This is a genomic window from Bradyrhizobium sp. MI1.7 (genome assembly GCF_055811795.1).
Genome location: NZ_JBVVPO010000006.1, coordinates 142,184 through 164,102, shown reverse-complemented (window position 1 = coordinate 164,102; position 21,919 = coordinate 142,184). Strand labels below are relative to the sequence as shown.

Sequence of the window (21,919 nt, the reverse complement as noted above, 5' to 3'; positions counted from 1 at the left end):
AATCGCCAGCAAGCCGGCGCTCACGCCGCGCGGAGGCGGGGCTGATGGAAGGCTTCTTTCAAGCGCTCGCAGCGGGCCTTTTGATCGGCGCCGTCTACGGCCTGATGTGCGTCGGGCTCGGCCTGATCTTCGGCGTCATGCGCGTCATCAACTTCGCCCATGGCGATTTCATGATGCTCGGCATGTATGCCGCCTTCTATCTCTTCACCGCCGCCGGCATCCAGGCGCTGTTCGGCAATACGGTCGGTCCGTTCGTGGCCATCCTGCTGGCTGGCCCGGTACTCGCCGTGTTCGGTTATTTCGTCCATCTGGCCCTGATCTCGCGCGTCTCGGGCACGCGCACCGCCTCGCTGGAAGGCGAAGGCCATTACGCCCAGCTGATCCTGACGCTCGGCATCGCGCTGATCCTGCAGAACGGCGGCCTCATCGTGTTCGGATCGGTGCTGGCCTCGATCCGCACGCCGCTGTCGAGCTCGGCCTGGGAATTCGTTCCCTTCTTGGACATCAGCATCTTCCTCAACAAGGCGCGCAGCATCGACGCGATCGTTTCGCTCGCGATCATGATTCTGCTTTCGCTGCTGATCACGCGGACCCGGATCGGCAAGTCGCTCCGCGCCGCCGCCGACAATCCGACCGCCGCGACCTATATGGGCATCGACGTCGACCGCGCGCATCGCACCGCCTTCGCGCTCGGCTGCGGCATCACCGCGATCGCCGGCGGCCTGCTCGCGACCAACTATCCGTTCCACCCCTTCGTCGGCCTCGAATACGTGATCGTCATGTATGCCGGCGTCGTGCTCGGCGGCATGGGCAGCATCATCGGTGCCTTCTGGGGCGGCATGACGATCGGCCTCGTGCAGCAGATGTCGACGCTGATCCTGCCGACGCAGTTGCAGAATGCCGCGATCTTCGCCGTCTTCCTCCTCATCATCTTCTTCCGTCCGCAAGGTTTCTTCGGGCGCATGGTCGAGAGGACGTGACCATGCTCCGGATGCGTTCACTGCTGCCTCCCCTGCTCTTCACGCTCGCTTACGCCGGGATCTCACTCGGCGTCACCAACTCCTACTACCAGCTCATCCTGACGCTGGTGCCGGTGTGGGCGGTGTTCGGCCTGTCCTGGAATTTGCTGAGCGGCTACACCGGGCTGATCTCGTTCGGCCACGCCGCCTTCTTTGGGATCGGCGCCTATGCGACCGCGCTCGGGCAGATTTATTTCGACATCTCCCCCTGGCTGCTGATCCCGGTCGCCGCCATGCTCGGCGGCATCGCCGGGCTGCTGATCGGATTTCCGACCTTCCGCCTCCAGGGCCACTACTTCGCGCTCGCGATGCTCGCCTACCCGCTCGCCATTCTCTACGTGTTCGAGTGGCTCGGCTTCCAGGAGGTGACGCTTCCGATCAAGCGCGACGCGCCGATCGCCTATATGCAGTTCTCCGACCCTCACATCTACACGCTGCTGGGGCTCGCCATCATGCTTGCCACCATCGTGCTGACGCAGGTGATCGAGCGATCCCGCTTCGGCATGGCGCTGCTCGCGATCAAGCAGAACGAGGCTGCGGCAGAAGCGGCCGGAATCAACACGCTGGCTTGGAAGCTGCGCGCGATCACGTTGAGCGGCGCGATCGCCGCCGCCATCGGCGGATTCTATGTGCAGGTGCTGCTGGTCGTGACCCCGCAATCGGTGTTCGGCATGCTGGTGTCGGCGCAGGCGTTGACGGTCGCGATGTTCGGCGGCGTCGGTACGGTCTGGGGACCGGTCATCGGCTCCGTGATCCTGATCCCACTCGCCGAGATCCTGCACGCAGAGGCCGGTGCGCGCATCCCCGGCATTCAGGGCGTCATCTTCGGCCTGGCGATCGTCTGTGTCATCTTGCTCGCGCCGGAAGGCCTGTTCTGGAAACTGCGCGATCTCCTGCGCAGGCGAAATGCATCCAAGGCCACGGCTAGCGTCACTCCGGAAACGGCCGTCGCCAACGTCACGGCGCTGAAGCCTGCCGCGCGGCAGCGTGCGGCCACCGGCGAGGTGATGCTCGAGGTTCGCAATCTCTCGCGCTCCTTCGGCGGACTCAAAGCCGTTCAGGATGTCAGCTTCAAGCTGCACAAGAACGAGATCCTCGGCATCATCGGCCCGAACGGCGCCGGCAAGACCACGCTGTTCAACCTCCTCAACGGTTTTCTGAAGCCGAGCGAGGGCGAGGTGCTGATCGACGGCCGCAACATGTCCGGCCAACGGCCGCACGTGATCTGCGAGGCCGGCATCGGCCGCACCTTCCAGGTGATGCGGCCATTCCTGCGCATGTCGATCCTCGACAATGTCGTGGTGGGGGCCTATGTGCGCGCCCGCTCCGATGCGGAGGCACGCAAGCTCGCCGCCGACGCAGTCGCCCGCGTCGGGCTCTCCGCCGTAGCCAACCGTGTCGCCGGCGAACTCTCGACCAAGGAGCTGCGGCTGATGGAGCTCGCCCGCGCGATCGCCGGCCAGCCCCGCATCCTGCTGCTCGACGAGACGCTTGCGGGCCTTGGCCACGGCGAAGCGGACGAGGTCGTCGCCGTGATCCAGCAGCTCGCACGCGACGGCATGACCATCGCCATCATCGAGCACACCATGCAGGCGATGGTCCGCCTGGTGGACAGATTCCTCGTGCTCGACCATGGCGCCGTCATCACCGAGGGCCTGCCCGAAGTGGTGACGCGCGACAACCGGGTGATCGAGGCCTATCTCGGCAAGAAGTGGGTGGGCCATGCTGCGAATTGAGGGACTGAGCGCGGGCTATTCGGCCAAGCCCGTCCTGAACGACGTGTCGATCAATGTCGGCGCCGGCCAGTTCGTTGCGATCGTCGGGCCTAACGGCGCCGGCAAGACCACCCTGTTCAAGACGATCTCCGGCATCGTGAAGCCGAGCGGCGGGGCAATTACGTTCGACGGCGTCGACCTTCTTGCCGTGCCGCCGCCGCAGCGCGCCCATCTCGGCATCGCCCACGTCCCCGAGGGCCGCCAGGTGTTCCCGTCGCTGACGGTGATGGAGAACCTCGAAATGGGCGCGATGACCGAAAGCGGCCGGCGCGACTGGCAGGCCAATATCGAGCGCATCTTCGAATGGCTGCCGGTGCTGAAGGAACGCCGCAATCAGTTCGCGGGTACGATGTCCGGCGGCCAGCAGCAGATGCTCGCGATCGGCCGCGGCCTCGCCTCCTCGCCGAAGCTGTTGATGCTGGACGAGCCCTCGATGGGTCTCGCGCCGTCGACAGCGGACTTCATCTTCGAACGGCTGATCGATATCCGGCGTCAGTCCGGGCTGACCATGCTGCTGGTCGAGCAGCGCGTGGCGGAAGCGCTGGAGTCCGCCGACCACGGCTACGTCCTCGAAGCCGGACGCGTCGTGCTCGAAGGCAACAACGACACGCTGCGCGCCGATGATCGCGTGCGCAAAGCCTATCTCGGCATGTGACGAACAAAAAACAAAGAGCAGGGAGACAACAAAATGAACAAGACATCGAAGGGCAGGATATCAAAAGGACTGACGCGCCGGACCGTGTTGTCGGGCGCTGCCGCCGTCGGCCTCGCCGGCGTGGCACGCGCGCAGGCGCCGGCGGAGGTCAAGGTCGGACTGATCGTGCCGCTGTCCGGCATCTACACCCGCCCCGGCCAGGTCATGAAGATGGGCGCCGAGATGGGCATCGAGCACATCAACGCCCAGGGCGGCATCAAGGCGCTCGGCGGTGCCAAGCTGAAACTGGTCGTGATCGACTGCGGCGACACCACCGAGAAGGCCAAGAACGCGGCGCAACGCATGGTGGCGCAGGAACCCGATCTCGTCGCCGCCACCGGCTCTTATCTCTCATCCTTCACCCTCGCCGTCACCGAGGTGACCGAGCGTGCCGAACTGCCGGTGCTGACACTGTCCTATTCGGACCTGCTGACCGACCGCGGCTTCAAATACATCTTCCAGACCGCCGCGACCGCGAGCCGCCAGTCCGAGCTCGGCCTGCCGACGCTGATGAAACTCGCCGAGAATGCGTCGGGCAAGAAGCCGAAGACCGTGGCGATGTTGATGGACAACACCGCGACATCAGTCGCCACCGCCAAGGCGCTGAAGGAAAAACTGCTCGCACAGGAAGGCCTGCAACTCGTCGTCGAGGAAGTCTGGACGCCGCCGCTGTCGGATGCCACGCCGCTGATCCAGAAGGTTCGCTCGGCAAAGCCCGATCTGCTCCTGTTCATGCCGAATGCAGTGTCGGACGCCAAGCTGGGGCTGGAGAAGATCAGCGAGTTCGGCCTCGGCCAGGGCAAGATTCCGACGGTGTCCTTCAGCATCACCATCGCCGAGCCGGACATGCTCCAGAGCGTGAGCCCGGAGACCGTGCAGGGCATCATGACCATCGTCGCCAACTGGGGCTCGAAAGGCCAAGAGGCCCTGATCGCCGAGCTCAAGGCCAAATACAAGGAGCCCTGGATGACGCAGAACGTCATCTCGACCTATGGCGACATGTGGCTGATGAAGGAAGCGCTGGAGAAGGCCGGCAAGGCGGACCGCAACTCGGTCGCGCAGGCGTTCCGCACCATGGATGCCGGCCCGTCGAAATACTATCCGGGCGGCCAGCTCAAATTCGACGAGAAGGGCCGCCGCGTCGGCGCCGGCGTCGTCATCGTGCAATGGCAATCGGGCGTACCTGTCACCGTCTATCCGCCCGATCTCGCGCAAGCAGAGCCGTTCTGGCCGAAGAAATCCTAAGCGCCGCGCGATTTTTCAGGGAGGAGAATTGTCATGACTGCAAAAAGCAAGTTCACGATCTCGCGGCGAACGCTATTGGCCGGCGCGTCCGGCACGCTGATCGCATCCCGCGCCTGGGCGCAGCAACCTTCAGAGGTGAAGGTCGGCCTGCTGGTGCCGATCTCCGGCCTCTACGCCCGCCCGGGAACGGTGATGCGTGAGGGCGCCGAGATGGCGGTCGACCACATCAACGCGCAAGGCGGCATCAAGGCCCTCGGCGGCGCCAAGCTGAAGCTGGTCGTGCTCGATTCCGGCGACACCACGGAAAAGGCCAAGAACGCCGCCCAGCGCATGGTCGCGCAGGAGACCGATCTGGTTGCTGCCAGCGGCGCATACCTGTCCTCGTTCACGCTCGCGGTGACCGAAGTCACCGAGCGCGCCAGCCTGCCCGTCCTCACCCTCTCCTATTCCGACCTGATCACCGACCGCGGATTCAAATACGTGTTCCAGACCGCGGCCACCGCAGGCTCGCAGGCACGGCAGGCGTTGCCCCAGATCATCAAGCTGGCGGAGACGGCCTCAGGCAAGCGGCCGAAGACGGTCGCGATCCTGACCGACAACACGGGGGCCTCGATCGCTTCCGCAAAGGCGATGCGCGAGGGCCTGCTGGCGGAGAACCAGTTGCAGCTGATCGTCGACGAGACGTTCACGCCGCCGCTGGCTGATGCGACGTCGCTGGTGCAGAAGATCCGCTCGGCGAAACCCGATCTGCTGTTCTTCCTGCCGACGGTGATCTCGGACGCGAAGCTGCTGCTCGAGAAGATGAACGAGTTCGGCCTCGGCCAGGGCAAGATTCCGACCATCTCGTTCGGCATCGCGATCGCCGAGCCCGACATGCTGCAAACCGTCAGTCCCGAACTCCTCCAGGGCGTGCTGACCTGCGTCGCAAGCTGGGGCGCCAAGGGCCACGAGGCGCTGATCGCCGAGTTGAAGACCCGCTACAAGGAGCCGTGGATGACGCAGAACGCGATCTCCACCTATGGCGACATGTGGGTGATCAAGGACGCGCTCGAGAAGGCCGGCAAGGCCGACCGCGTTGCCGTCGGCGAGGCGCTGCGCACCATGGATGCCGGCCCCTCGAAATACTATCCGCTGGGCGAGATCAAGTTCGACGAGAAGGGCCGCCGCGTCGGCGCCGGCATGACCATCGTGCAGTGGCAATCCGGCGTGCCGGTGACGGTGTTCCCGCCCCAGCTCGCGCTGGCGCAGCCGTTCTGGCCCAAAAACTGACTGAGAACTGACAACGCCCGAAAGAGAAACGGAGAACAACATGGACAAGGCGACCTACGACCGCGGGCTCGAAATCCGCAAGAGCGTGCTCGGCAACGAGTTCGTGGACAAGGCGATCGCATCCGCGGACGAGTTCAATCGTCCGATGCAGGACCTCACCACGGAGTATTGCTGGGGCTACGTCTGGGGCCGCGACGGCCTCACGCGCAAGACGCGCAGCTTCCTCAATCTGGCGATGCTCTGCGCGCTCAACCGCCCACACGAGCTGAAAACCCATGTCCGCGGTGCGCTCGCCAACGGCGCCACCAAGGAGGAGATCCGCGAGGTCTTCATGCAGGTCGCGATCTATTGCGGCGTGCCGGCCGGCGTGGATGCGTTCCGGAACGCGAAGGAAGTCTTCGCCGAGCTCGACAAGAAATAACGGAGCTTGACGACGATGAAGGGCAAATGGGCACTCGTGACCGGTGCGACCGCGGGCCTTGGCCTCGCCGTCGCGGAAGGCCTTGCCGGCGCGGGCGCCAATATCGTCCTTCATGATCTCGTCGCGCCGAAGCAGGCCGCGGATGACCTCCGCGCCCGCTTCGGCGTCGAGGTCGTCTCGGCCGGCGCCGATCTCGCCCAGCGCGAGGCGATCGAGGCCATGATGGCCGATCTGCTCGACCGCTGCGGCGCCATCGACATCCTCGTCAACAACGCCGTGGTCAGGCATTTCTCCGCCATCGAGCAGTTTCCGCCCGATCGCTGGGAGCAGGCGCTGGCCGTCAACCTGTCGGCGCCGTTCCATTTGATCCGCCTGGCGCTGCCAGCCATAAAGCAGCGCGGCTGGGGCCGGATCATCAACATGGGCTCGATCTATTCCAGCCGCGCGGTCGAGGATCGCATCGACTACGTCACCACCAAGACGGCGATCCTCGGTATGACCCGCGCGGTGGCGATCGAGACGGCGCGGAGCGGCATCACCTGCAACACGCTCTGCCCAGGCACGCTGCCAACGCCCGCGATCCTGAACAAGATCGCAACGATCGCGTCGAACAGCGGCCGTCCGGTCGACGACGTGACCAAGGAATATCTCGGTGAGCGCCAGCCAACGCAGCGCTTCGTCGAAATGAACGCGGTCGCCGCCATGGTCGTCTTTCTCTGTGGGCCCGCGGCAAACGATATCACCGGCGCCAGCCTGCCGATCGACGGCGGCTGGTCGGTTGCATGAAAGCATTGGGAGTGTTGCGATGACTGAACAATCGGGCCAGAGCGTCGTGCTGACGGGTGCCGCCGGCGGCATGGGACGCGCCATCACCAAGGCCTTGCTGGAAAGCGGCCGCCGCGTCGTGCTGGTCGATCGCGACGCCAAGGCGCTTGAGGAACTCGCGTCCGTGGCGGGCAACGCGGTGTTTCCGATCCAGCTCGACGTTAGCGATGGGCAGGCCGTGGATCGCCTGCCGGACGCCATTCCCGCGCAGTTCAAGCCGGTCGACGTCCTCATCAACAACGCCGGGCACGATATCGGCGGGCGGACGCGGTTCGATGCCGGCTCCGCCGACGACTGGTCCAACATCATCCAGACCAATCTGATCGGCCTGATGCGCGTCACCCGCGCGATCCTGCCCGACATGGTCAGGCGCAACGCCGGCCATGTCGTCAACATCAGCTCCATCAACGCGGTCCGGATCGTCCCCGATATGGCCGCCTACAGCACCAGCAAGGCGGGCGTGCACATGTTCACCGAGACGCTGCGGGGCGAGCTGGCAGAAACCGCGATCCGGGTCACCGAGCTCCAGCCAGGCCTGACCCGGACCAACATCATCCTGACCCGCTACCGTGGCGACAGGCAGAAGGAAAAGGACTATTTCGACCAGTTCAGGATGGCGCTCGAGCCTGCCGATATTGCCCGTTCGATCGTCTTCGCCCTGGACCAGCCCGCGCACGTTCAAATTGCCGAAATGATGATTCTGCCTGTAAACCGGTACTGACTTTTCCCAACCAGGGTCCGGACATGGAAAGACGTAGCGAATTGCAGTCGACACTCCGCATCGAGGACGTCCCGACCGTCCGGGCGATGGTCGCGCAAAAGCTGCGCGAGGCGATCATGTCCGGAACACTCAAACCGGGCCAGCGCCTGGTCGAGCGTGAGCTCTGCGAGATGATGGGCGTCAGCCGCCCCTCGATCCGCGAAGCCCTGCGTGCCCTCGAAGCCGACGGCCTCGTCAACATCGTCCCGCACCGCGGCCCCGTGGTCTCCACGATCAGCCTCGAAGAAGCCCGGCAGCTGTACGCGGCGCGCGCGGTGCTCGAAGGATTCGCCGGCCGCGAATGCGCCAGGCTCCACGATCCGGAAGTGGCTCGACGGATCGGGGAAGCCCTGGCACGGCTGAAGGCGGCCGCAGCCAAGCAGGACCTCGTCGGGAGCCTCGAAGCCAAGACCGACTTCTACGCCGCGCTGATCGGCGGCTGCCGCAACGCCTTCATCGAGCGCATGCTCAAGCCGCTGCACGACCGGATCCAACTGTTGCGGATCACGTCGATGTCGCAGCCGAAACGGATCAACAAGAGCCTGCGCGAGGTCACCGCGATCTGGCGCGCGATCCAGAACGGCGATCCGGATCTCGCCGAGCGCTGCTGCGTCGATCACATCAATGCGGCTGCGGTGGCCGCGCTCGACATGATTGAACGAAACGCCGCCAAGGAGGCGACGTCCTCCGACGACTAGAAAAACAAGAATTCAGGGAGTGTTCGATGTTGTCTCTGGTACGATCGCTGATCCTGTGTCTCCTGCTCTTGCCCTGTGGCGCGGCAATCGCAGACGACTACCCCACCCGCCCGGTCACGATGATCGTGCCGTTCTCCGCCGGCGGCCCCGGCGACGTCATCGCGCGAATTCTCGGCAACGCCATGAGCGCGACGCTGAAGCAGTCCATCGTCATCGAGAATGTCGTCGGTGCCGGCGGCACACTCGGCACCAACCGCGTCGCCAAGGCCGCGCCTGACGGCTACACGCTGCTCCTGATGCATGTCGGCCAGGCCACTGCGCCCGCGCTTTACGCAAAACTGCCGTTCGATCCCGTCGGCGACTTCGCCATGATCGGGCTCGTCACTGATGTCCCGATGATCCTGGTGGCCCGGCCGAATTTCCCGGCCAAGGATCTCGGCGAGATGATCACGCGCATCCGCAGCGAGGGCGACAAGATGACTTTCGGCAATGTCGGTCTCGGCTCAGCCTCGCAGCTCTGCGGCCTTATGTTCATGAGCACCACCGATACGAAACTCTCGCAAATCTACTACAAGGGCGGCGGGCCCGCGCTGAACGACGTCATCGCCGGCCATATCGACGTCTATTGCGATCCCGCGACGGGACCGACGCCCTATATCCAGTCGAACACGATCAAGGGCTACGCGATCACGAGCAAGACGCGCGTCGCGACACTGCCTGGCGTACCGACCTCGGCCGAGGCCGGCGTTCCCGAATTCGATGTGACGACCTGGTATGGCCTCTACGCGCCGCGCGGCACGCCCAAGCCCGTGATCGACCAGCTCGTCGGTGCACTGCAGACGGCGCTCAAAGACCCAGCGTTGATCAGCCGCTTTGCCGAGCTCAGCATGGCTCCGGTTGAGGCCGAGCGCGCGACGCCGGCTGCGCTCGAAGCCTTCCTGAAGGCGGAGATCGCCAAATGGGGCCGGATCATCAAGGCAGCCGGAATCGAGCCGCAGTAGGTCTGCCTCACTCGTCCAGAAGCTCCAGGAATTCCTCGATCCGGCCGAACGGTTCCGCGTGCCCGCGGGCGGCGCAGACGACGCGATCGCCGTCGCGCTGGAGCGATCGCGCTCTGGATTTCCGCAGCCGTCCGGGGAGGAAAGTCGCGGCGACGGCCTCGGGCCCGACATCGAGCCTGACGATGCCACGCCGCTTGCAATCGATCCTGAGCCTGGCGGCCGCAAAGAAATCACGCGCCTCCGGCGGCAGCCTGCCGAAACGCCGCGAGGTCTCCTCCTCCAGGTCTTCCAGATCGTCGTCGCTCCGGCATCTGGCGGCGCGACCATAGATCTCGAGCCGCATTGCTTCCGATTGCACATAGCCTTCAGGCAACATGTCGCCGACAGGCAGATTCAGATCCGGCACCCACAGAAAGGCGCCCGAGTCGTTCACTCTTTCCGAGGCGAGCTTCAGGAGATGACTGTAGAGCACCGGCCCGAACACCTGCACGTGCCCGGACTGCTGTTCGGAAAACAGATCGCCGGCGCCCCTGAGGTCCAGGTCGCGCTCGCTGATGGCAAAGCCGGCGCCGGGCTTGCTGAACTCCTCGAGGACGGCCAAGCGCTTCTCGGACTGTTCCGAGGTCGACTCCGTCAGCAGATAGGCGAAGGCGCGCGTTCCGCCGCGTCCCACCCGCCCCCTGAGCTGATGGAGCTGTGCGAGGCCGAACTTTTCGGGCCAACACACCACGATGGTATTCGCGCGCGGGATATCAAGACCGCTTTCCACGATGTTGGTCGCCAGGAGGACGTCCGCCTCGCCATCGACGAAACTCATCATGCGGTCGTCGAGGTCGTCGACGGGCATCTTGCCATGAAGGCAGACGATGCGGAGGTCGGGCGCCAACGATTGCACGCGCGCCAGCATCGGCTCCAGATCCTGGATGCGCGGGCAGATCAGAAAACTCTGTCCATGCCGCCGCCGCTCGCGTAGCAATGCTCCGGCAATGGCCGCATCCGAAAGCGGAGCGATCTTGGTCACGATCGGAAGCCGGTGAACCGGCGGCGTTGCGATCACGCTGAGATCCCGGAAGCCCGCAAGACCAGCGGCGAGCGTACGCGGGATGGGCGTCGCGCTCATCCAGAGCGTATGGGCATTCTTTGCCAGCCCTGAAAGCTTCGCCTTCTCCGCCGCTCCGAAGTGCTGCTCTTCGTCGATGATGACGAGGCCAAGATCGGCGAACTTCACATCCTTTGCAGAGAGCGCCTGCGTGCCGACAACGACTTTCAGCCTGCCGCTTCGCAAGCCCTCTTTGATCCCTCGCGTCTCCGGGCCGGAGGTCGCCCGCGACAGGCTTCCGACTTCGATACCGAGAGGACCGAAGCGCTTGCGGAAGGTTTCGACATGCTGCCGCGCCAGGACCGTGGTCGGCACGGCGATCGCCACCTGTTTCCCGGACAGCGCCACCGCGGCTGCCGCGCGCAACGCCACCTCGGTCTTTCCAAATCCGACGTCGCCGCACACCACCCTGTCCATGGGATGACCTGCCGCGAGATCATCGAGCACGTCCTGAATGGCCTTCGCCTGATCGACGGTCGGGAAATACGGAAAACGCGCAACGAACCTTTCATAGAGCGGCCCGGGCGCGACCAGTTTCGGCGCGCGGCGGCGGTGGCGCTGGCTGATGTGCTTTGCGAGCGCCTTGGCGGCGACCTGAATCTCCGCCTCGGCCTCGGTCCGCCGCGCCCACCATGTGCTCCCGTCCGCCTTGTCCCGTGCCAGCTTGCCGGGCTCGGCCGCATACGGCCAGATCAAGGCAAGGTCGGCCGGCGGCACGAGAACGGCGTTGTCTCCCGCGAACGCAAGCCTGACCATCTCGCGCCGCGATCCCGTCCCCATGGCGAGGGTCTGCAAGCCGTCGAGCAGAGCGAGTCCGCGCTGCAAATGGACCACCGCCGCGCCGCGCTCCGGGACGTCCGGATGATCGAACGCGGCCGTCCAAGCTCTCGCCATGGGCTGGGGATGATGGGCTCTGCTGCCGAGCACGTCGGACGCGGTGACGATGACGAGAGGCTTGCGGCCGGCCCCGACGAAGCCGGCATCGAAGTCGGCCAGGAACGCCGTTTCGCGCTCCCGTCCCTCCGTCGCCTCGCTCCAATCGGCACAGCGCTCCGCCTTGATGCCGCTCATCCGCTCCATCGCGCGAAGGTCATCCTCGACGGCCGCGACGAACAGCACCCGCGACCCGGCGCGTTGCATGTCGTCAATAAATGCGCGGAGGATCTTTCTTGGCGATGAGGCTTTCGAGAAATCGGGCGTCGGCGTGAAGGCCGATTTTTGCGGAAGCACGCTGATGCTCTTCTTCAGCCGCTTCCAGTCCGCCCGTCCGAGATACTCGCGCTCCGCATCCCTGCGGCCAGCGGCCTCCTCGATGGTGCCCAGCCAGATATCGGCGTGGCCCGGTACGCCGGCATCCACGATCCACCGCGCGCGAGCGCAATAATCCGGCAGCGTCGCCCGCTGCCCGCGCTTGCCTCCGAGCGCAATCTGTTCGGACATCGGATCGATCAGCAATTCCCTGGTCTCGTAGACGACCTCATGCTCGACCGGATCGACGGCAACGATCTTACGGATAACACCGTCGGAATGTTCGATCCTGAAAGGACCAAGTCCGCCCGCGGGAAACACCTCGAACGTCTTGCCGTGGAACAGGACGCCGCCCGGATATTCCGCCTCTTCGTCGAGGTCGTAGCCGAGGGCTTCCAGACGGCGCTCCAGCTCGGCTTCCGAATAGGCCGCGCCCACTTTCAGGCTGAGGCTGGTCTTTGACCAGCTCGCCGGCAGCGGCAGCCGCTCCATGATGGCTTCTGCGGTCGATACGAGGAAGACCGGCTTCCTTGCCTTGGCAAGGCGCCGCAACACCGAGCTCCGCCTGCCTGCGATCTCGCGCGACGGCTCCAGACCATCGAATGGCAGATTGTTCAGTCGCGGGAACACCAGCACCTCGACCGAAGGGTCGAGCGCGTGGATCACGCCGCCCAGCCGCTCCGCCCTGTTCTCATTGTCGCAGAGGAAGACGAGGCCGTCGCGGCCAGACTTCTCCCATTGCTCGCGCAGATGCAGCGCCAGCATGCCGAGAGGCGATGAGGACGAGACCGTAGAACGCGACGAGCTATTGCCTTTCGAGCCTTTGCTCTCTGTGCTCTTCGAACCCTTGCTCTTTGAACCCTTGCTCTTCGAGCTCTTGGTCTTCGGGCTCTCGCCTTTCGAGCTTTTGGCCTTGGTCTTTTTCGCGCCGGTCGCGGCCCGGGCTTTTTTGGTGGACGCCAATGTGTATCCAACTTTGTTTCAGAAATAGAGTCGCGCGCCGACGAGCCCTGCCGTAGAGCTCGGTCGACAACGCGGACTGGGCCCAAGCGCCCAAGCACGTCATTACAATTTCACGATTGCGTTGGAAAGCACGGATGCAAGCCCGGACGACCGGCCTGCACGCCAAAATAAGGCCTATTGCAGGACCTTCGGCAGCACCACGACCACGTCGACGCTCTGCCCGAGGATTTGCGTCGCGACCACGGCGAGGTGATGCGAGAACTCGTCCTCGATCTCGCTCGCGCAGTCTTCGTCCCTGGCAATGGCGAACAGCAGATTGCCGTCGATCTCGTCGAATCGGATACCGGCAAAAAGACGATCAAACGTCTCGGCGCCCGCGATGCCCGCGATTCGCGCCTGGATGGCTTGGTCTTCGATGAGGGACAGTTTCATCATAACCGGGAACATGGGGGCGCACCTCCCAAATGCAAGAGCAGAAGCGTGCTGGCGCGACCCGCCGGGCGAACTATATTAATCGTGTTGTCCCGCCTGCCCCCGTCTGCCCTTGAGGAAACTCTTGATTCTCTTCCTGCTGCTGGTCTCCGTGCCGATAGGACTGTCGGCCGGACGCTATTATCTGTTCGGCGATGGCCGGGGCAATTGGCAGACGGCGGATCGCTCGAGCGCCGGCCTGTTGCCGCCGGCATCGGCCAATCCGGACGCGCTGATCCGGGTCTTTGCCGCGCGCACGGTGCGGTGGCGCAGCATTTTCGCCGTCCACAGCTGGATCGTCGTCAAGGAGAAAGGTGCCAGCACCTACAGCCGATACGACTACACGGCGTGGGGCGACCCGATCCGGAGCAACGGATTTGCACCCGACGGCCGCTGGTTCGGCGCCATGCCCGAAACCGTCGTGGCGGTCGACGGCGCGCGGGCCGAAGCGCTGATCCCCAAGATCCGCCACGTCGTCGAGACCTACAAGTTCCGCGCCTACGACGATTACAGCGCCTGGCCCGGACCGAATTCCAACACCTTCGTGCAGGCGGCGCTGGACGCCGTTCCCGAGCTTCGTGCCGTCCTTCCACCCACCGCGGTCGGCAAGGACTATCCGTACAGCGGACGCTGGGCCGGCATCACCCCTTCCCGCACCGGCGCCTACGCCTCGCTGTCGGGTTACCTCGGCATGACGGTCGGCTGGGTCGAAGGGTTCGAGATCAATTTCTTCGGCGCGGTGCTGGGCATCGACATCCGGCGGCCGGCGCTCAAGCTCCCCGGCATCGGCCGCCTGGGCGTCGCCGCCGGCCTGTAGAGCGCCTGCCGACGCCTCGCCAAACAAAAAACTGAAAAACAACCCCATGCACAGTAGAACCGCCCCTGGCCGGTTGGTCGCGGTGGCGCGGCTTAAGTCGAGATGAGGCTTGGTGAATTGCCTTGCGCGCGCAGAACGAGAGGCCTCTCTCCTGCAACGCACGTTGAGGTGCTCGACGAGCCCGATGTCTTCAGACGCCGGTCATTTGACTCGTCGGGCAAAACACCGGCAAAATTGCATCGTGCCAATCAGGCCATGGATGCGCTCGACCAGGCCGACCATGGGTCCAGCAAGCCGCCTCCCTGGATCCTAGCCCCCAAGCGCCGGAATATTTTCGCGAAAGATGATCTCGCTGCGCGGCGCCTCGATGCCGTGCATGGCGCTGCGGCCGGCGCGCAAATTGTCGAAGATGCCGACACAGCTCATCATCGTGTTGAGCTGATTTTGAGTGATGACGGCATCCATCGTCCCATCGAGCAGAAAGCTACGCGTATCCGAGGTCAGACCATGGCCAATGAAGACCACGTCACGCGCCCGGTTCATTTCGTTCAGGACGCGAGCGACACCATCGGCGGCGCCGCCGATGTTGTAGATTCCGGCAAGATCCGGATGCTGGCCCAGCAGCATGCGCGTCTGGCGATAGTTGCGGTCGGCGTCATCATGGCCTTCGCGCAGGCCCACGACCTTGATGGCCGGGAATAGTTCTTCGAAGACGTGCAGAAAGCCCATTTCGCGTTCTTCGTGCGCGCGGTAGCTGCGGCTGCCCGCGATCATCGCGACCTTGGCCGGACGCTCGCCCAGAAAGCGCGCGATCAGATAGCCGGCAGTGCGTCCGATCGAGCGATTGTCCAGTCCGATATAGGCCGCGCGGCGCGCGTTCAGGATATCCGAGATCAGCGTCACCGTCGGCACGCCGTGCTCCGCTAATCGGTCGACGGCTTCCCTCACGACGGGATGCTCGAGCGCCATGAAGGCGATGCCGTCGGCCTTGTCGCGGGCCCGCCAGAGCTGACGTGCCAGCAGGTCGGGATTGAAGCCCTTGATGGTGTCGACCTGACAATGGACGTTGAAGGGCGCGAGCCGGCCGTCGGAATGCGCGATCAGCTGCCCGAGCGTGGACAGGAAGCGGTTGGTGCCGGCCGGCAGCAGGAACAGCAGCCGCATCGGCTTGGGCCGCATCGCCGCCAGGATGTTCTCGGCCGGCATGTAGTCGAGCTCGGACGCGGCGGCGAGCACCCGCTGCTGCGTAATCGCCCGCACACCGGGCCGACGATTCAGCACGCGGTCGACCGTCGCCGTGGAGACGCCGGCCCGGCGCGCCACGTCAACGATGCGGCTCAGCGAAGGAGCCACTGGTTTATTCATTCCGGGGCCCAATCGTCGAATACCTCAAAAACCATCATCTTTATCGTTTGACATGCTAGCTCAAAGTCGCAATTTTCGCATCAATATCGTTGCAGAAACATCAAATAACATCAAATCGCTGTTGGAGGAGAAGCCCATGTCCCTGACCCGTCGGCGCGCCCTGCAAGCCCTGTCCGTCCTCCCCGCCGCGGGCCTGATCGGCGGTCTCTCGCGCCCGGCCCGGGCGGCCGAGTTCTCGCTGAAATACGGCAACAACCTGCCGCTGACGCACCCCCTCAACATCCGCGCCCAGGAAGCCGCCGACCGCGTCGCCAAGGAGAGCAATGGCCGGGTCGAGATCGCCATCTTCCCGAACAACCAGCTCGGCGGCGACACCGACATGCTCGCCCAGGTGCGCAACGGCGCGCTGAACTTCTTCACGCCCTCCGCGCTCGTGGTCGCGACCCTGGTGCCGATCGCCGCGATCAACGCGGTCGGCTTTGCCTTTGCCGATTACGATCAGGTCTGGAAAGCGATGGACGGCGGGCTCGGCGCGCATATCCGTGCCGCCATGGCCAAGGTCGGCCTCCATACCTTCGAGAAGATGTGGGACAACGGCTTCCGCCAGATCACCAGCGGCGCCAAGCCGATCGAGAGCGCCAAGGACATGGACGGCCTCAAGATCCGCGTGCCCGTGTCTCCGCTCGGCATCTCCATGTTCAAGGCGCTGTCGTCCTCGCCGACCAGCCTGCAATTCAGCGAGGTCTATTCGTCGCTGCAGACACGCATTGTCGACGCGCAGGAAAATCCGCTGCCGATCATCCAGGTAGCGAAGCTCTACGAGGTGCAGAAGTACTGCGCGATCAGCAACCACATCTGGGACGGCTTCTGGTTCATCGCCAACGCCCGCGCCTTCAACGCCCTTCCCGCCGATCTCAGGACCATCGTCAGCAACGCCATCAACGATGCCGGCTTGAAGCAGCGCGAGGACATCAAGACGTTCAATGCGACCGTGCAGGCCGATCTCCAGCGCAATGGGATGAAATTCACCACGCCTTCACCGGACTCGTTCCGCGCAAAACTGCGCGACTCCGGCTTCTACGGCGAATGGAAGGGCCGCTTCGGCGACGAAGCCTGGGCGCTGCTCGAAGGCGCCGTCGGCAAGCTGGCCTGAGCGCGATGACGATCGCAGAGCATCAGATGACGGACTATCTGGCGGCGGCCGCGCACCCTGCTTCCGCTGCGGGCACGCGCAAGCTTGCGAGCGCCTTTGGCACCGTCGACCGCTGGCTCGGTGCGGTGGTCGAGACCGCCGCGGCCGGTGTCGTGCTGGTCGAGATCGGCATCATGCTCGCCGGCGTCATCATGCGATACGCCTTCCACAGCCCGCTGATCTGGTCGGACGAACTGGCCTCGATCCTGTTTCTCTGGCTCTCGATGCTGGGCGCGGTGATCGCGCTGCGCCGGGGCGAGCACATGCGCATGACAGGGCTCGTCAGCCATGTCGGCCCGGGCGCGCGCGCCTTTCTCGACACGATCGCTGCGGTGGCGCCGCTAGCCCTGCTGGCGTTGATCCTGCATCCCGCCTTCGACTATGCGAGCGAGGAACAGGTCATCGTCACCCCGGCGCTGGAGATCAGTAACGCCTGGCGCGCAGCCGCAATTCCCGTCGGGATGACCCTGATGGCCGTCGTCGCCGCGATCCGGCTCGCGACGCATCACCGCCCCGCGTTGATCGTCGCGGCCCTCATCACCGCCGCCGTCCTGATTGCCGCATTCTGGCTTGCCGGACCGCTGCTCGCCCCGCTCGGACGCTACAATCTCATCATTTTCTTCGTCGGCGTGGTCGCAGCCAACGTGTTCGCCGGCGTACCGATCGCCTTCTCCTTTGCGCTCGCGACCTTCGGTTATCTGGCGCTGACAACCAGCGTCCCGATGATGGTGATGGTCGGCCGTCTCGATGAGGGCATGTCGCACCTGATCCTGCTCGCGGTGCCGCTCTTCATTTTCCTCGGCGCGTTGATCGAAATGACCGGCATGGCGCGGGCCATGATCCAGTTTCTGGCAAGCCTGCTCGGACATGTCAGGGGCGGACTGTCCTATGTGCTGATCGGGGCCATGTATCTGGTTTCCGGCATCTCCGGCTCGAAGATCGCCGACATGGCCGCGATTGCGCCGGTGCTGCTGCCGGAGATGCAGCGGCGCGGCGCCAAGCCCGGCGACCTCGTCGCGCTGCTGTCGGCCACCGGCGCGCAGACCGAAACCATTCCGCCGAGCATCGTGCTGATCACCATCGGCTCGGTGACCGGTGTCTCGATCGCGGCGCTATTCACGGGCGGGCTGCTGCCGGCCCTGGTCGTGGGCACCGCGCTCTGCGTGGTGGTGTGGCGGCGCTACCGGAACGAGGATCTGAGCCATGTGCGGCGGGCCTCGAAGCGCGAGATCGCAAAACTCACAATGGTCGCTCTGCCCGCCATCCTGCTGCCCTTCGTGATCCGCACTGCCGTCGTCGAAGGTGTTGCCACTGCCACGGAGGTCTCGACCATCGGCATCGCCTACGCCGTGCTGATGGGCCTTGTGGTCTACCGCCAGTTTCCCTGGCGGCGGCTGAAATCCATGCTGGTCGAGACGGCCTCGCTGACGGGCGCAATCATCTTCATCATCGGCTGCGCCACGGCGATGGCCTGGGGACTGACGCAATCCGGCTTCTCGCAACAGCTGGCGAAGGCGATGGCGGCGATCCCCGGCGGCGCCTACGGTTTCCTCGCGATCTCGATTGTGGCCTTCGTCGTGCTCGGCAGCGTGCTCGAAGGCATTCCGGCCATCGTGCTGTTCGGCCCATTGCTGTTTCCGATTGCGAAGCAGGCCGGCGTGCACGAAGTGCACTATGCGATGGTCGTGATCCTCGCGATGGGCATCGGCCTGTTCGCGCCGCCGTTCGGCGTCGGCTATTACGGCGCCTGCGCGATCAGCAAGATATCGCCGGACGAAGGCCTCAAGCACATCTGGGGTTATGTCGCGGCGCTCTTCATCGGCCTCGCCATCGTCGCGGCCGTGCCGTGGCTGTCGATCGGCTTCCTCAAATTCTGAAGATCATGGGAATCATGCAATGAGCCGTTTTTTTGGTGAGATCCGGCAAGCCGGCTACGTCGTTGACGACATCGAGAAGGCCATGGATTATTGGAGCCGCGAGCTCGGCATCGGGCCGTGGTTCTATAATCCGCGGGTTCCAATCGTGAACTACCACTATCGCGGCAAGGCCTATGAGCCGCACAATTCGGTGGCGCTGGCCAATTCCGGTCCGCTGCAGATGGAGCTGATCCAGATCCGCAACGATGCGCCGTCGATGTATGCCGACTTCCTGAAAGCCGGACATAAGGGTCTGCAGCACGTCGCCTATTGGACCGAAGACTACGACGCCGATCTGTCCCGTCTCGAAGCCGAGGGTTTCAAGCCGGTCATGAGCGGCGAAGTCGGCGCGCGCGGTCGTTTCGTCTATTTCGACACGGAGTATCATCCGGGAACGGTGATCGAACTGTCTGAGGTCTCGGGACCCAAGGGCAAGATGTTCGATCTCATCCGCGCAGCCGCCAAAGGCTGGGACGGGCGCGACCCCGTGCGGCCGTTCCCCGATCTGACCAAGCTCTAGACCTGCGCTCCCGTGACGCAAAATCCCGTTCGCATCGAAGCCGACTATCTGATCGAAACGCCAGAAGATCCGCGTCTTGCCGCGGAAACCATGGCGGGCGAGCAGTCGAGCGGCACGTTCGTTGCGGTGCCCGGCGAAACGCCGGAGCTGAAGGCGCGTGCGGCCGCCCGCGTCGAGAGCATCGAGTTGCTTGATGCAATCTCCGCGCCGTCGCTCCCGGTCGCCCGCCCGATCAACCCAGATGGCCCCTGGAATCGCGCGCGCGTGACGTTGTCATGGCCGCTCGACAATATCGGCGCATCACTGCCCAATCTGGTCACGGCGATCGCCGGCAATCTCTGGGAGTTGCGCCAGCTGACCGGCCTGCGCCTGCTCGACCTGCGCCTGCCGCTCGCGTTTGCCGCCGCCTATCCCGGACCGAAGTTCGGCGTCGCCGGCACGCGCGAGCTGACCGGTGTCAGCGGCCGCCCGCTGATCGGCACCATCATCAAGCCGAGCATCGGACTCAGTCCGGCCGAGACGGCCTCTCTCGTCGCCACGCTGTGCGAGGCCGGCATCGACTTCATCAAGGATGACGAGCTGCAATCGGACGGCGCCTATTGTCCGTTCGACGCGCGCGTGCGCGCCGTGATGCGCGTCGTCAACGACCACGCTGATCGAACCGGCAAGAAGGTCATGATCGCCTTCAACCTGACCGGCGAGATCGACCAGATGCGCCGCCGGCACGATCTGGTGCTCAGCGAGGGTGGCACCTGCGTGATGGCGAGCATCAACTCGGTCGGGCTCGCCGGCATGGTCGAGATCGGCCGCCATACGCAGCTTCCCGTTCATGCGCATCGCAACGGCTGGGGCGCGCTGAACCGTCATCCCGCGCTCGGCTGGGATTATACGGCGTGGCACAAGATCTGGCGGCTGGCCGGCGCCGACCACATGCACGTCAACGGCATCGGCAACAAGTTCAGCGAGACCGATGACAGCGTGGTCACATCCGCAAAGGCGGCGCTGACGCCGATGTTCGCGCACAAACCATGCATCGCGATGCCCGTGTTCTCCTCGGGCCAGACGCCGGCTCAGGCCGCGCCGACCTGGCACGCACTCGGTTCGACAGATCTGATCTTCGCAGCAGGCGGCGGCATTCTCGCCCATCCCGCTGGACCGGCCGCCGGCGTTGCCGATTTGCGCGCAGCATGGGACGCCGCGATGGCGAGCCCGCAGCCGTGAGCGGCGCATCCACCCTGCCCGACGGTCCACTCGTTGCCTTCTACGGCGACGATTACACCGGCTCGTCCGCGGCGATGGAGGCCCTCACCTTCGCAGGCTTGCCGACAATCCTGTTCCTCGAACCTCCGACGCCCGAACGTCTCGTTTCTATCGGGCAGTACCGCGGCATCGGCATCGCCGGCACGGCGCGCGCGAAGGATCCGGCCTGGATGGAGCAAAACCTGCCGCCGGCTTTCGCGGTGCTCGCAGGTATCGGCGCGCCGATCGCACACTACAAGGTGTGCTCGACCTTCGACTCCTCGCCGCAGATCGGCTCGATCGGGCGTGCGATCGATCTCGCCGTGCCGCAGCTCGGCGGCGCCTGGCATCCGCTCCTCGTGGGATCGCCGGCGATGGGGCGCTATCAGATGTTCGGCCATCTGTTCGCGGCCGTGAATGGCGTCGGCCATCGTCTCGACCGGCACCCGACCATGTCGCGTCATCCGGTGACGCCGATGGACGAGTCCGATCTCGGCCGACATCTTGCAAAACAGACGGCGCGATCGATCGGACTGATCGACTTCGTCACCATGGCCAATGGCGGCGCGGATCTGGCGCTGATGCGCGCGAGGGGCGCCGGCACCGAGATCATCTCGCTCGACGTGCTCGATCAGCCATCCCTGATCGAAGCCGGCCGCCTGATCTGGGAATATCGCGGCGAACGGCTCTTTGTCGCCGGCTCGCAAGGTGTCGAGCAGGCCCTGGTCGCCTATTGGCGGTCGGCGGGCCTGATTGCCGACAGCAAGCCTGATCTGCGCCTTGCCGGCGTCGAGCGCATCGCCTGCGTCTCAGGCTCCTGCTCGCCCGTCACCGCCGCGCAGATCGCGCATGCCGCGGACAATGGCTTCGATATCGAACGGCTCGATGCGACCCGCGCCGTCGACGCGGTTGAATGGACCAGGGAGATCGGCCGCGCTGCCGAACGTGCGCTCGCCGCACTCGCGTCGGGGCGCGATGCGCTCCTGATCACCGCAAGTGGGCCCGACGATCCCGCCATCGGTGCGCTCAACGCGGCCATCGAGGCGAGCGGCGCAACAGCGAGTGGGGTGAACGAGCGCATCGGCGCGGGGCTCGGCCAGGCACTGGACTCCATTCTGGAAACCGCGCGGCTCCCTCGCGCCGTGGTCGCCGGCGGCGACACGTCCGGACATGCGCTGCAGGCGATGGGCATCTATGCGCTGACCGCGATCGCCCCTCTCGCGGAAGGCGCGCCACTCAACCGCGCATCATCGGATCGCGCGCATGCGAACATCGAGATCGCGCTCAAGGGCGGACAGGTCGGCGGGATCGATCTGTTCTGCCGCGCCAGAGACGGCGGTTAGCCGTCACCGCTAGGCGATCGTGATCTGGCCGATACTGGC

19 protein-coding genes are annotated in these 21,919 nt (G+C 64.9%); 16 read left to right on the top strand and 3 right to left on the bottom strand.

The genetic code is table 11. From position 1 onward, the window contains the following. Nucleotides 1-44: 44 nt before the first annotated feature. The 10 genes from AC0L3X_RS09225 to AC0L3X_RS09180 are packed head-to-tail and all read left to right on the top strand — an operon-like array spanning nucleotide 45 to nucleotide 9,707. A complete protein-coding gene (locus AC0L3X_RS09225; RefSeq protein ID WP_063984365.1) occupies nucleotides 45-980 on the top strand; it encodes a branched-chain amino acid ABC transporter permease in 936 nt (311 codons plus the stop codon). A gap of 2 nt (nucleotides 981-982) precedes the next feature. Further along, on the top strand, nucleotides 983-2,755 hold the full coding sequence (locus tag AC0L3X_RS09220; protein WP_187387760.1) for a branched-chain amino acid ABC transporter ATP-binding protein/permease: 1,773 nt from the start codon (nucleotides 983-985) through the stop codon (nucleotides 2,753-2,755). Next, a complete protein-coding gene (locus tag AC0L3X_RS09215; RefSeq protein ID WP_063984367.1) occupies nucleotides 2,742-3,449 on the top strand; it encodes an ABC transporter ATP-binding protein in 708 nt (235 codons plus the stop codon). Before AC0L3X_RS09220 ends, AC0L3X_RS09215 begins: the two co-directional genes overlap by 14 nt. Nucleotides 3,450-3,482: 33 nt before the next feature. Continuing rightward, nucleotides 3,483-4,733, top strand: a complete 1,251-nt coding sequence (locus tag AC0L3X_RS09210) for an ABC transporter substrate-binding protein (protein WP_283018583.1) — start codon at nucleotides 3,483-3,485, stop codon at nucleotides 4,731-4,733. 33 nt (nucleotides 4,734-4,766) lie between these two features. Further along, nucleotides 4,767-6,002, top strand: a complete 1,236-nt coding sequence (locus AC0L3X_RS09205; RefSeq protein ID WP_063984369.1) for an ABC transporter substrate-binding protein — start codon at nucleotides 4,767-4,769, stop codon at nucleotides 6,000-6,002. Between the two features lie 40 nt (nucleotides 6,003-6,042). Then, nucleotides 6,043-6,423: a carboxymuconolactone decarboxylase family protein gene (locus AC0L3X_RS09200; RefSeq protein ID WP_014496467.1), complete on the top strand. Its 381-nt coding sequence runs from the start codon at nucleotides 6,043-6,045 to the stop codon at nucleotides 6,421-6,423. Between the two features lie 15 nt (nucleotides 6,424-6,438). Beyond that, the gene (locus tag AC0L3X_RS09195) at nucleotides 6,439-7,209 is read left to right on the top strand and encodes an SDR family oxidoreductase (protein WP_063984370.1); all 771 of its coding nucleotides are present in this window, start codon (nucleotides 6,439-6,441) and stop codon (nucleotides 7,207-7,209) included. Nucleotides 7,210-7,228: 19 nt separating this feature from the next. After that, the gene (locus AC0L3X_RS09190) at nucleotides 7,229-7,969 is read left to right on the top strand and encodes an SDR family oxidoreductase (protein WP_231144499.1); all 741 of its coding nucleotides are present in this window, start codon (nucleotides 7,229-7,231) and stop codon (nucleotides 7,967-7,969) included. Nucleotides 7,970-7,992: 23 nt separating this feature from the next. Beyond that, the gene (locus AC0L3X_RS09185; RefSeq protein WP_063984371.1) at nucleotides 7,993-8,706 is read left to right on the top strand and encodes a GntR family transcriptional regulator; all 714 of its coding nucleotides are present in this window, start codon (nucleotides 7,993-7,995) and stop codon (nucleotides 8,704-8,706) included. A gap of 26 nt (nucleotides 8,707-8,732) precedes the next feature. Then, a complete protein-coding gene (locus AC0L3X_RS09180; protein ID WP_063984372.1) occupies nucleotides 8,733-9,707 on the top strand; it encodes a tripartite tricarboxylate transporter substrate-binding protein in 975 nt (324 codons plus the stop codon). A gap of 7 nt (nucleotides 9,708-9,714) precedes the next feature. Here the strand turns inward: AC0L3X_RS09180 and AC0L3X_RS09175 are convergent, their stop codons facing one another. After that, nucleotides 9,715-12,819, bottom strand: a complete 3,105-nt coding sequence (locus AC0L3X_RS09175) for a DEAD/DEAH box helicase (protein ID WP_063984373.1) — start codon at nucleotides 12,817-12,819, stop codon at nucleotides 9,715-9,717. Nucleotides 12,820-13,191: 372 nt separating this feature from the next. Next, nucleotides 13,192-13,452: a hypothetical protein gene (locus AC0L3X_RS09170; RefSeq protein ID WP_063986529.1), complete on the bottom strand. Its 261-nt coding sequence runs from the start codon at nucleotides 13,450-13,452 to the stop codon at nucleotides 13,192-13,194. Nucleotides 13,453-13,573: 121 nt separating this feature from the next. On the opposite strand from AC0L3X_RS09170, the gene AC0L3X_RS09165 reads away from it, so the two are divergent. Continuing rightward, nucleotides 13,574-14,305, top strand: coding sequence for a DUF3750 domain-containing protein (locus AC0L3X_RS09165; protein WP_473316375.1), 732 nt, complete (start codon nucleotides 13,574-13,576; stop codon nucleotides 14,303-14,305). A 309-nt stretch (nucleotides 14,306-14,614) separates the two neighbouring features. Here AC0L3X_RS09165 and AC0L3X_RS09160 read toward each other — a convergent pair whose 3' ends face one another. Continuing rightward, nucleotides 14,615-15,670: a LacI family DNA-binding transcriptional regulator gene (locus AC0L3X_RS09160; protein WP_473316374.1), complete on the bottom strand. Its 1,056-nt coding sequence runs from the start codon at nucleotides 15,668-15,670 to the stop codon at nucleotides 14,615-14,617. Nucleotides 15,671-15,806: 136 nt separating this feature from the next. On the opposite strand from AC0L3X_RS09160, the gene AC0L3X_RS09155 reads away from it, so the two are divergent. The 5 genes from AC0L3X_RS09155 to AC0L3X_RS09135 are packed head-to-tail and all read left to right on the top strand — an operon-like array spanning nucleotide 15,807 to nucleotide 21,880. Continuing rightward, complete coding sequence (locus AC0L3X_RS09155) at nucleotides 15,807-16,823, top strand: TRAP transporter substrate-binding protein (RefSeq protein ID WP_063986530.1); 1,017 nt, start codon at nucleotides 15,807-15,809, stop codon at nucleotides 16,821-16,823. A 5-nt stretch (nucleotides 16,824-16,828) separates the two neighbouring features. Further along, entirely contained in the window at nucleotides 16,829-18,739 is a 1,911-nt protein-coding gene (locus AC0L3X_RS09150) for a TRAP transporter large permease (RefSeq protein ID WP_187387761.1), read from the top strand. Between the two features lie 19 nt (nucleotides 18,740-18,758). Beyond that, nucleotides 18,759-19,298, top strand: coding sequence for a VOC family protein (locus tag AC0L3X_RS09145; protein ID WP_014496479.1), 540 nt, complete (start codon nucleotides 18,759-18,761; stop codon nucleotides 19,296-19,298). Nucleotides 19,299-19,310: 12 nt separating this feature from the next. Further along, on the top strand, nucleotides 19,311-20,519 hold the full coding sequence (locus AC0L3X_RS09140; RefSeq protein WP_473316373.1) for a ribulose-bisphosphate carboxylase large subunit family protein: 1,209 nt from the start codon (nucleotides 19,311-19,313) through the stop codon (nucleotides 20,517-20,519). Continuing rightward, complete coding sequence (locus AC0L3X_RS09135) at nucleotides 20,516-21,880, top strand: four-carbon acid sugar kinase family protein (RefSeq protein WP_283018582.1); 1,365 nt, start codon at nucleotides 20,516-20,518, stop codon at nucleotides 21,878-21,880. The genes AC0L3X_RS09140 and AC0L3X_RS09135 overlap by 4 nt, the downstream gene beginning before the upstream one ends. The last annotated feature ends 39 nt before the right edge of the window (nucleotides 21,881-21,919 follow it).